At 67.0% G+C, this 11064-nt stretch carries 5 protein-coding genes and 1 pseudogene; 2 read left to right on the top strand and 4 right to left on the bottom strand.

Annotated elements, in window-relative coordinates; all coding sequences use genetic code 11:
* The first annotated feature begins 259 nt into the window (after positions 1-259).
* Both ACFY7E_RS30420 and ACFY7E_RS30415 read left to right on the top strand, forming a co-directional pair.
* The gene (locus tag ACFY7E_RS30420; RefSeq protein WP_389490462.1) at positions 260-2152 is read left to right on the top strand and encodes a DNA/RNA helicase domain-containing protein; all 1893 of its coding nucleotides are present in this window, start codon (positions 260-262) and stop codon (positions 2150-2152) included.
* Positions 2153-2405: 253 nt separating this feature from the next.
* On the top strand, positions 2406-2534 hold the full coding sequence (locus ACFY7E_RS30415; protein ID WP_234344666.1) for a DUF6408 family protein: 129 nt from the start codon (positions 2406-2408) through the stop codon (positions 2532-2534).
* Between the two features lie 55 nt (positions 2535-2589).
* On the opposite strand, the gene ACFY7E_RS30410 is transcribed toward ACFY7E_RS30415, so the two are convergent.
* From ACFY7E_RS30410 to ACFY7E_RS30395, 4 genes and pseudogenes are all read right to left on the bottom strand, one after another.
* Positions 2590-4719, bottom strand: coding sequence for a DNA/RNA helicase domain-containing protein (locus ACFY7E_RS30410; RefSeq protein WP_389490509.1), 2130 nt, complete (start codon positions 4717-4719; stop codon positions 2590-2592).
* Between the two features lie 241 nt (positions 4720-4960).
* Positions 4961-6783 (bottom strand): annotated as a pseudogene (locus ACFY7E_RS30405) (helicase-related protein); the annotation flags it as partial.
* Between the two features lie 591 nt (positions 6784-7374).
* Positions 7375-8703, bottom strand: a complete 1329-nt coding sequence (locus ACFY7E_RS30400; protein ID WP_389490459.1) for a class I SAM-dependent RNA methyltransferase — start codon at positions 8701-8703, stop codon at positions 7375-7377.
* 94 nt (positions 8704-8797) lie between these two features.
* Complete coding sequence (locus tag ACFY7E_RS30395; RefSeq protein WP_383440241.1) at positions 8798-10849, bottom strand: APC family permease; 2052 nt, start codon at positions 10847-10849, stop codon at positions 8798-8800.
* Positions 10850-11064 lie beyond the last annotated feature (215 nt).

Here is an 11064-nt window from a genome sequence, read left to right as displayed (position 1 = left end):
ACGTGGTGCGTCCCTCAGAACACCTTGAGAAGCAAGCGATGGGGCAGGCTCACAGGTCAGAGTGTCCGTTTCGTCGGCGCAAGGGGCCGTGTGCGTCAGAGGAGCGTCGCCAGCTCCCCAGATACGAGGCTGTCGACCAGCTCAGGCGTCTAATCCATAGCTTGTTCTAGGATGGCGAGGACCATCTCAGCGGCCCGACGGGCTTCCGCTCCACTTCCGTGGAACCGAAGGATATGCCCCCACCCGCACGAGCTACTTCGTGCTGCCTGGGGGCACTTCCTTGCTGTTCCGTGAGTCCGTGGCCTCGTTGGCCAACCGCACCCACCTTGAAGGACAGCTGACCGAGCTCCTGACCGAGAACTTCCTGCACAAACACCGCCATCGGCCCCAGCCGTCGGAGGTGCGCTCCTGGGAGCGGAGCATCCCTGCGCTCACTAACGTGCTCATCGAAGCCGGGCTCGGTGATGTCGAGATGATGCTGGAGTACGCGCTGCCCCTGACCAGCAAGCGTGCGGACGTGATACTGGCCGGCGTTCATCCGGTTACCGGAGAGCCCTCGTACGTGGTCGTCGAACTGAAGCAGTGGAGCGAGGCGTACCCGGAGGAGGACGATCCGCTGCTGTGCCGCATCGACGCCTACCCGGATCCGGTCCTCAACCCGATCGAGCAGGTGCGCGGGTACTGCGACTATCTCATCTCGTTCAACGGAGCGCTGGAACGGATTCCCGACTCCGTCGCGGGGGTCGCCTACCTGCACAACGCGACCGACTTCGGGGTGGCGGGGCTCCGCGCCGTCACCGAGGACAATCGGGGCCGGATGTTCACCGGCGACCAGCGTGGTGCCTTCCTCGGCTACCTCCGCTCCAGGCTGGCGGCGAAGCCGGGTGCCGAGGCCGCCGACGCCCTGCTGCAGGGTAAGGTGCGGCCATCGAGGCAGCTGATGGCCGTTGCCGCCGAAGAGGTGCGCAACCGGGAGCAGTTCGTATTGCTGGACGAACAGCGGCTCGCCTACGAAACGGTAATGTCGGCAGTCCGACGGGCCCGGCGGTCCAACCGCAAGCAGGTCGTCGTCGTGGCCGGCGGACCAGGCTCCGGCAAGAGCGTGATCGCGCTCTCCCTGTTGGGCGACCTCTACCGGCGCGGGGTACCGGCCCTGCACGCCACCGGATCGCAGTCCTTCACCAAGACGATGCGCAAGGTCGCCGGTGCCCGCAAGCCGGAGGTCCAGCGGCTCTTCCGCTACTTCAACAGTTTCATGGAGGCTGAGCCGAACGACCTCGACGTGCTGGTCTGCGACGAGGCGCACCGGCTGCGCAAAACCTCCGCCAACCGCTACACAAAGGCGACTCTGCGGACCGGCCGACCGCAGGTGGCGGAGCTGATGGACGCCGCGCGGGTTCCAGTGTTCCTGCTGGACCAGCACCAAGTGGTGCGTCCGGGCGAGATGGGAACCGTGGAACAGATCCAGGCAGCCGCGGCCAAACAGGGTCTGGACTGTACGGTGGTGGAACTCGACAGCCAGTTCCGGTGCGGCGGAAGCGACGCCTACCTGCGCTGGGTGGTCGACCTGCTGGGGCTCGAAGAAAACACGCCCTCCGTGTGGGAGTCGGACGACAAGGTACAGCTCCTGACCGCGGACACCCCCCAGGAGCTGGAGGACTTCCTGGCTGCCCGACGGGCCGAGGACTACGGTGCGCGTATGTCCGCGGGCTACTGCTGGAAGTGGACGACAAAGATCACCTCCAACATGCACACCCTGCCCACCGACGTGGTCATCGGCGACTGGGCCAGGCCGTGGAACCTCTATGGCGACCGCGCCCTGCTCGGCGCCCCGCCGGCACCCCTCTGGGCCACCGACCCAGCAGGGTTCGGACAGGTCGGATGCGTCTACACCGCGCAGGGCTTCGAGTACGACTGGTCCGGCGTGATCATGGGTCCGGACCTCGTCTGGCGTACGGACCGATGGGTGGTGGACCGAAGCGCCTCCAAGGACCCGTCCTTCACCAAGGCCACTGCAGACCAGGACATCGACCGTCTCGTCCGCAACACGTACAAAGTGTTGCTGACCCGGGGCATGATCGGCACGATCATCTACTCGACGGACCCGGAAACCCGTGAAAAGCTCCGCTCACTGATCCCCCCGACGCTCTGACCGTCGGAAGCACCCGGATCATGCCTGGTCCGCGCATGCGACTGCGGAATCCACACCCCCCGCGTCGACTCACGCGATAGCATGATCGCGCTGCGCACCTTCCCGGAGGGTACGAAGCTGCGGTTCCTGAGCTCGCTCCAAAGAGCTGCGGGTGAGGAATGGTTGTGCCCGTCGTGTGGTGACATGCGACGCGAGCGTGGATGCCCGGTAGGGCGTCCCCCTGCCATTCCGATCTCACTGCTTTGGAGTGGTCATGACCTCAGTCGAGTGCAAGCCTGCGCGTCGTGAACGGATCCGCGAGATCCTGATCGAGATTGCCGCCGCAGTCGTCTCCAATCTTGTGGTGACGGCCTTGGTGGCGATTGCAGGTCTGCTCTTCTAGTGCAGGCCGGTGGCGGGCCCGGTGAGTCCGCCACCTCACTCATACGACAACCTTGTCAGAACAGCCTCATCTCAGGGGCTTGCGACCCCCCACTCTTCTGACGTCTCCCCTTGCTCTTGCCCCGCCCCCGCCCTCGGCCAGGTCTGGGCAGATGCGGGGTACGCGCCTCCACCGGCAGGTTCTCCCAAGTGGGACGCAACCCATGAATCTCGACTTTGCCGACGAGGCGCTTGAGATAGTCCCGGGTCTCCTGGTCCGTGGAATAGAGCACCGTGGCACGACTGGCCCGGGTCATCAGCACGTGGTAGGCGTGCCGGACGAGACGTGCGAACTCGTCGTCATCGACACTGCCAGCCTTCACTTTGGGATCGAACGAACCGGGCTCTGCGACCCGCTTGATGCCCGGCTCTGCTGTCTTTAGTTCCTTGCCCCGTCGAAAGACCCACCGGTCTCCGCGGCGCACCATGTCGTCACCCATGAGCACCCCGCACCAGTCCCATTCGAGTCCCTGCGCGGTGTAGACACAGCCGATCTGCCCCAGACCGTTCTCGTGCACGGACCAGATCCTCGACGGCGGCGCCTCGTTCTCGCAGAAGCTTTCGCTGTCCGCGTTCCACGGCCTGTGCCACTCACCGATACGGACGTCGGCCTCCAGCCGTCGCTCCTTGCCGAGCGGCTTCGTCCACGGCCAGCAGTAGCCGGCGACCATACGCGCGGACGCACCGGCCAGTGCTTCTGTCCGAATGATCTGCTCGAGTTCTTCCGGTGTGTCCGCCACCTCGATGTGCATCAGTCCGTCGGGGCGCCACTTGCCCGGCTCCTCGCTCGTCACGCCGAGCAACGCCTTCACCCAACGGACGTAGGCGTCACTGCCTCCACATCGGAACTGCTCCCTCAACCTGTAGGGAATGACGAGAGCGTTGTGCCGTTCGGCTGCGTCCTTGATCAGATCTACGGTTCCGACCTCGTTCGGTCTCACGGACTGTCCCTCGTCCAGAAAGAACACCGTCAAGCGGGACGCAGCAAGGAGCTCATCGACCTGCGGGCCCGTGCCCTGCTCCTCGGGTTTCCAGAATCGGCTGGTCGACCGATCCCTGAGCCTGTGTGCCTCGTCGCAGATCAGCACGTCCAGGAGCGGGTCAGGCGGAGTGACGAAGCTGCTGAAGTAGGTGAACGTCTCCCTGAACTGCCGATCCCCGTAGCCGACGTGCTCTTGAAGGGCCCCATTGAAAGCCCGGCTGCCGCTGGCGTATTTGACCGTACGGCCCTGAGCCTCCAGCTCTGCCTTGATCTGCAGGCCGATCGCGCTCTTCCCGGTTCCCGCGCCACCCGTCACGAGGAAGACCACACGCCGCTCATCAGGTACCAAAGCGGGACGCCGAGGATCCGGTAGGACCCTCGAAGCAGTCTCGAAGACTTGATCCGCGACCTCCTTCTGTCGTCCTCGCAGAGTGAAGACGGTGTCGGCTCCGCGGGACCAGATCATGGCATCGAGCAGCGGAGTATTGCGCAGGCCCATGCTCTGCAGCATCCTCTCCGCCGTGGAGGCCGCACCGTCCTCGGCGAAGTTCATCCTGAGGTCGGACAACAACTGCTCGCGTCGGTCACTCGTGTAGACGCGGGCATAGGCCCCTGTCGGCGCGTCCACGCCGATCAGGGTTCTTACGGATTCGTCGGTGGCGTTGTGCAAGTAGGCGAAACCGCCACATTCGAAGTCGGCACCTTGGAACGGACCTCGAGGGCCCGTGAACGCCTCATAGTTCGCGCGCAGTTGCAGCGCCGGATGCTTCTTCTTCTCTTTGATTCCCGGCACATGCAAAAGGTCCGCGGTCGCCCGTTCCACCCGGCTCACCGTCGACCAACGTTTCAACTCGACCAACTGCACGGAGGGCACGTGGCGCTCTGGATGGCGCCCCACCAGAACGACGTCGACAAGGCGGGGATCGCCGGGGCAGACCGCCTCGTCGAGGGTGGCCGCACACTCGACGATCATCTCCACGTTCCCCCGTTCCGCTGCGACCAGGTCGCTCGCGAGGCTCACCAGGCTCTCCGCCCAGGCAGAACGCTCCGACTCCGAGGCGTCCGCTCCCCGGAAGTAGCGCCATCGGGCGGCAAGATGCGGCACCATCCGGTCGCGCGAGTCGAGAGTGAGCAGATCCTGAGCCGACAGTCTCAGAAGGAGCATGGACACGAGGTGGTTCCCCCAGGGCACGAGTGACTCGTGCGGGTGGGGGCATGTCCTGTCCAGGAAGCCCGTCGGGCCGCAGTTCGGTTGTGGTGATCTTAGGTAGGGCCTGGCCTGCCGAGAACATCACGACGACTGTCGGCCGGAACTGTGGCGATCGTGGCTGGATCAAGCGGTGTGGGTCACGGGGTACCCCTTGAGGCCCGGCACCACGGAAATTGACGTCCCATCCCAGGCGGTCTCATTGCCCAGCGATCGAGACGAATCGCACAGGTTCGGACAACACGGCAGCCGCAGACTCCGAGCCGGCCAGACGGGCGGAAAGCGTCGCTTCCGCCAGCCTCGGCGGCAGCGCCTCTGCGAACTTCAGACCCCGTACGGCCCGCTCATCGACTGCGGGAAGACAAAGCCGGTCGGCCGCACCGGCGGTGCGACTCTTTCAGGATGCCGGCGTCACGTCCTCACGCAGCCGGATCCAGTGATCGTTGACGCGTTGGCCCAACACCGCCACCTCATCGAGGGTGGCCGTCAGTGTGGCGTTGGCCCGGTGCCCCGCCCACGTCCACCAGCGCATGCGACCATCGGCATCCCGAATGATGAGCGTGCCTCCTGGATGTACCCGCTCCAGGAAGTGCTCGCGCGCTTCACTCAGGGTTCGGACCGCCCGCTGCGTGAGTTTGACGGATGGATCTACGCCCAGCAGCACTTCGCGTACCGCCCGCGACACTTCGAACGATGATCCGGGGCCGAACCCGGCGCTGCTCCACTTCGCCTTTCCTCCCCCGTCCGCGGCTCCACGAAGCAGCGCTTTCGCCGCCAGTCGATGTACGTGACCAGCCAGCTCCGCCCGCCTAGCAACAGGCGACGCGGCCCGTTCACCCGCTCGGTGAGCAGGCTGGGATCGGTTCGACCGATCTCCGACCGGCCGTGCAGCACGGTGAATTGCGGAGGCGTGGTGAAGACTGCTGTGAGGTGCATAAAATGGCGGTGGCCAAAACGTCGTTCGGCTTCGGGGCCAATGAACAGGAGTCCTCCGCCCCTGTCCAGATATCTCTCGTCGATCAGATGTCGCGCGATCGGTTCTGCGGCGCCACCGAAGGGTCCGAGACCGTTCCACCACTCCTGCCACAAGTTCTCGCCAACTCGGTGCTCCTGCAGACAGAGAGCAAGCAATTGCTACGCGACGATGTGACGCGGCTCAGGAGGAGCGATCACGGGCTCTACCCATCCCCGCGACCACTGCAGTAGCAGCCCTGCCGCGTCCAGGAGCCCGGATTCGTCCAGTGCCAGGAAAAGGCAGTTTCTCAGGGTATCTGCCCTGCGCCCGGTACGGCCGAGCCGCTGAAGGAAGGAGGCGACCGAGGATGGCGCGTCGATCTGGATCACCCGGTCCAGGTCACCCACATCGATGCCGAGTTCCAGTGTGCTGGTCGAGATGATGACGCAGTCGCGTTCTTCCGCGAAGGCTGTCTCCGCCCGTCTGCATTCCTCAAGGGAGAGCGAGGCATGGGACAGGAAGGCCGTGACCCCCTTCGCGCGGAGTTTCTCTCCCAGCTCCTCCACAAGCCTTCGTGACTCGCAGAAGACAAGACGCTTCTCTCCTCTGTGAAGCGAGGCAATGACCGTGGCCGCGTTGTCGAGGGAACCGACGTAGTCGAGCTCGATGTCACCCGGCGGCATAAGGGCGGTATCCCCTGCCGCCGACGACCCTGGTCCGGCCAGGTGCGGGGCTACGACCTGGGCCGGCAGTTTCCCTGCGCCCGATCCCTGGAGCCACGTGAGCAGCTCCTCCGGGTTGCCGACCGTCGCCGAGAGCCCGATGCGCTGCAGGGGCCGGCCCACCACCCGTTGCATACGTTCAAGAACTGCGAGGAGATGCCACCCTCGGTCGTCTCCGGCGAAGGCATGCACCTCGTCGACCACCACTGCCCTGAGTCCCGAGAAGAAGGACGCGTGGTCGACATTGGCGCTGACCAGCATCGCCTCCAGCGACTCAGGCGTGGTCAGCAGGATGTCCGGGCGCTCGGCCAGGATGCGCTTCCTGGCCCCGGCGGTGGTGTCACCGCACCTGAAACCGCTTCCACCCCGACGCAAGGCGGGAGGAACACGTGCGCCAGGGAGCGGGCAGGTTCACGCCCGCGTCCGGCGCCCGACAGGCCACAGACGACCCTCGCTCGGTCGGCTATCCCCCAGCGCAGTGGTGATGACCGGGAACCCGTAGAGCAGTGGCATCGAGGCCGGCGAACACCGGGCCCATGCCCCCTGAGCCGAGGCGTCCGATGATCCGGTAGGGGCCGACGCACTTGGGGTCACCGGGATGGACAGCCAGCACCCGCCCACCAGAACGAGCACTGCTCACCAGGCTTCCGTTCTCCTTCAGACGTGCAGCAGGCCAAAGGCCGGACGCATGCCGGCGCCTGAAAACCTGACATCAGCCGTGCGTCGAGGCGATAGGCACTGCCTTCTCAGGCAATGGTCGGCAACGCCTCCCCTCGGGGGTCCAGGGGCGAGACGAAGCACTGCAGTCCGGCCCCTCTTCCCCCAACAGCAGCCTGACAGCCCATCAGAACGAGCGTCAAATGAGCGTCATCTCAGCGTCAAGACATCGCCCGTAACGCCCACACCGCACATACCGCGCACCCGCAAAACCGCAGCTCAGGCGTCCTTCTTCACCGGCTCCAGAATCGCCACGCACTCCACGTGGTGCGTCATAGGAAACAGGTCGAACGCCCTCAGCGTCCGCACCCGGTACCCCCGCTCCCGGAAGTAGCCCAGGTCGCGGGCCAGGGCCGCCGGGTCGCAGGCGACGTAGGCGATGCGGCGGGCGCCGAGGGTGGTCAGGTGGTGGACCGTCTGCTTGCCGGCGCCGGCACGCGGGGGGTCCAGGACGATGAGGTCGACCTCGGTGATGCCCGTGCGCGGGAGGACCGCTTCGACCTTGCCCTGTTCGATGCGGACGCGCGGGAAGCCGGCCAGGTTGTGGCGGGCGTCCTCCACCGCGCGCTTGCCGGACTCGATGCCGAGGACCGCGCCCTGGTCGCCGACCCGGTCGGCGAGGGCGCCCGCGAAGAGGCCGACGCCGCAGTAGAGGTCCAGGGCGGTGTCGCCCTTGCGCGGCAGGAGGCCCTGCATGACGGCCTTCATCAGGGTGTCGGCGGCCTTCGGGTGGATCTGCCAGAAGCCGCCGCTGCCCACCCGGTGGGTGCGGTCGTCGGCGCGCTCGCGGACGAAGGCGCGGCCGTGGACGCGGTGGACCCCGCCGTCCTTCTCGTCGACCCGCATGACCGAGACCGGCTTGTCCAGTTCCACCAGGGGCAGGCGGGCGCCCGGGCGCGGGGTCAGGATGACCTGGCGGTCGTTCGAGCCCGAGGCCGCGATCGCCTCGACGGAGGCCATGCCCTCCCAGGTGCGCTTCTCGACGCCCAGCTCCGAGACGCCCTCCGCGGCGATCATGCAGTGGTCGATGACCTCGACGTCGTGGGAGCGGTGCTTGCGCAGGCCCGCGCGGCCCTCGGGGTCGATCGCGTACTGGACGCGGGTGCGCCACTGCGGGACCTCGCCGGCGGGCAGCTTGTCGCCCTCGGCCGGCATGACCGTGCCGTCCCAGCCGGCCTCCTCCGGGGTGAGCCCGGCGAGCCGCTGGAGCTGCTCCGCGATCACCTCGCCCTTCAGTCGGCGCTGCGCGCCCGGCTTGGCGTGCTGCCAGTCGCAGCCGCCGCACTTGCCGGGGCCCGCGAAGGGGCAGGGCGCCTCGACCCGGTCCTTGGACGGGTCCAGGATCTCGACCGCGTCGGCGCGCAGGAAACGGGAGGTCTCCTCGCCCTCGGTGACCCGGGCGACGACCCGCTCCCCCGGCAGCGCGTGCCGGACGAAGAGGACCCGGCCGGCCTCCGTACGGGCGATGCAGTGGCCTCCGTGGGCGACCGGGCCGACCTCGACCTCGTACTCCTCCCCGACCAGCGACGGGACAGGCGTGTTCTGCATGGCGGGGAGCTCCAAGGGGAAGGGGTGTGGGCTGCCGTTCGGACGGCAGCCCACCAGTCTAGTTGGTCTTTTTCGGTTGTTCTTTCCGGTCGGTCTAGGTGTTCTTTCCTGCCGGTTCCTTGTGGCCCTTCTCCACGGGGCCCCGGCGGACCGCGCCCGGCGCGTTCCACTCCTGGCGCTTCCTGGCCCGCTTCCGCGCGACCTCGGAGGACTGGAGCTGGTACGGGACCGAGGTCACCATCACGCCCGGCGTGAAGAGGAGGCGGCCCTTGAGACGCAGGGCGCTCTGGTTGTGCAGCAGGTGCTCGTACCAGTGGCCGACGACGTACTCGGGGATGTAGACGGAGACGGCGTCGCGCGGGCTCTCGCGGCGCAGGCTCTTCACGTACTCGATCACCGGGCGGGTGATCTCGCGGTACGGCGAGTCGAGGATCTTGAGCGGGACGTTGATGCCGCGCCGCTCCCACTCCTCCTTGAGCGCCTTCGTCTCGACCGGGTCGACGTTGACGGTCAGCGCCTCCAGCTCGCTCGCGTGCATGAGCTTGGCGTAGGCCAGGGCGCGCAGGGTGGGCTTGTGGAGCTTGGAGACGAGGACGATGGAGCGGACCCGGGAGGGGCGCACGTACTCGTCGGGCCGCTCCTCCGCGGCGGCGATCTCCGCGGCCACCGAGTCGTAGTGCCTGCGGATCGCGGTCATCGTTCCGTAGAAGATCACCATGCCGAGCAGGGCGACCCAGGCGCCGTGGGTGAACTTGGTGGCGAGGACGACGACCAGGACCAGGCCGGTGAAGAAGGCGCCGAAGGCGTTGATCGCGCGGGAGCGGATCATGTGCCGGCGCTTGGCGGGTTCCCGCTCGGTCCTCAGGTGCCGGTTCCAGTGCCGGACCATGCCGATCTGGCTGAGGGTGAAGGAGACGAAGACGCCGACGATGTAGAGCTGGATCAGCCGGGTCGAGTCGGCCCCGTAGAGCCAGACGAGGAGGATGGCGGCGCCGGCGAGGAGCACGATGCCGTTGGAGAAGGCGAGGCGGTCGCCGCGGGTGTGGAGCTGGCGCGGCAGGTAGCGGTCCTGGGCGAGGATCGAGCCGAGGAGCGGGAAGCCGTTGTACGCGGTGTTCGCGGCCAGGAAGAGGACGAGCGCGGTGGCGGCGGCCAGGACGACGAAGAAGAACGTCCCGTCGCCGAAGACGGCGGCCGCGACCTGCGAGATGACCGGGTCCTGGACGTAGTCCGGGCCGACCGGGACGCCGTTGTGGATCAGGTCGTGGGCGGGCTTCTCGGCCATCCGCACGTCGGTGGCCATGGCCAGGAAGATGATGCCGCAGAACATGGTGACGGCCAGGCCGCCCATGAGGGCGAGCGTGGTGGCGGCGTTCCTCGACTTGGGCTTGCGGAAGGCGGGGACGCCGTTGGAGATGGCCTCGACGCCGGTGAGCGCGGCGCAGCCGGAGGAGAAGGCGCGCAGCAGCAGGAAGACGAGGGCGAAGCCGGCCAGGCCCTGGTGCTCGGGTTTGATCTCGAAGTCGGCGGTGGGGGCCTTCATCGTGTCGCCGAGGACGATGCCCCGGTAGGCGCCCCAGGCGATCATCAGGAAGACGCCGGTGACGAAGACGTACGTCGGGATGGCGAAGAGGGTGCCTGATTCCTTCACCCCGCGCAGGTTCATCAGGGTGAGCAGCACGATGACCGCGATCGCGGAGACGACCTTGTGCTCGACGACGAAGGGGACCGCCGAGCCGAGGTTCTCGATGCCCGAGGAGATCGAGACGGCGACGGTCAGGACGTAGTCGACGAGCAGGGCGCTCGCCACGGTGAGCCCGGCCTTCGGCCCGAGGTTGGTGGTGGCGACCTCGTAGTCGCCGCCGCCGCTCGGGTAGGCGTGCACGTTCTGCCGGTAGGAGGCGACGACCGTGAACATCAGGACGACGACCGCGAGCGCGATCCAGGGGCTGAAGTGGTAGGCCGACAGACCGGCTACGGAGAGGACGAGCAGTACCTCGCCGGGCGCGTACGCCACCGAGGAGAGCGGGTCGGAGGCGAAGACGGGGAGGGCGATCCGCTTCGAGAGGAGGGTCTCGCCGAGCTTGTCGCTGCGCAGGGCCCGCCCGATCAGGATCCGTTTGGGCACGTCGGTCAGTTTGGACACGGAGAGGATCGTAAGCGTTCGAAAAGAGCCAAGTTCACCACGACCCCCTATCCATACGGAATCTTTCCGCCGACCCCTCGGATGCGGTCCCCGTCGGCGTTGCCGCTTAAGCTCGGAGCGGGCGACCCGGCAGGGCGTCGCCCGCCGCGGCCCGGGCGGAGCGGGCGAGGAAAGTTGTGAGCAGGTTGTTTTCGCAGGTCAGCAGGGCGATCAGG

This window comes from Streptomyces sp. NPDC012825 (genome assembly GCF_042900925.1).
GTDB lineage: Bacteria > Actinomycetota > Actinomycetes > Streptomycetales > Streptomycetaceae > Streptomyces.
The sequence above is the reverse complement of the archived record's forward strand: the minus strand, read 5'-3'. Positions and strand labels throughout refer to the sequence as shown.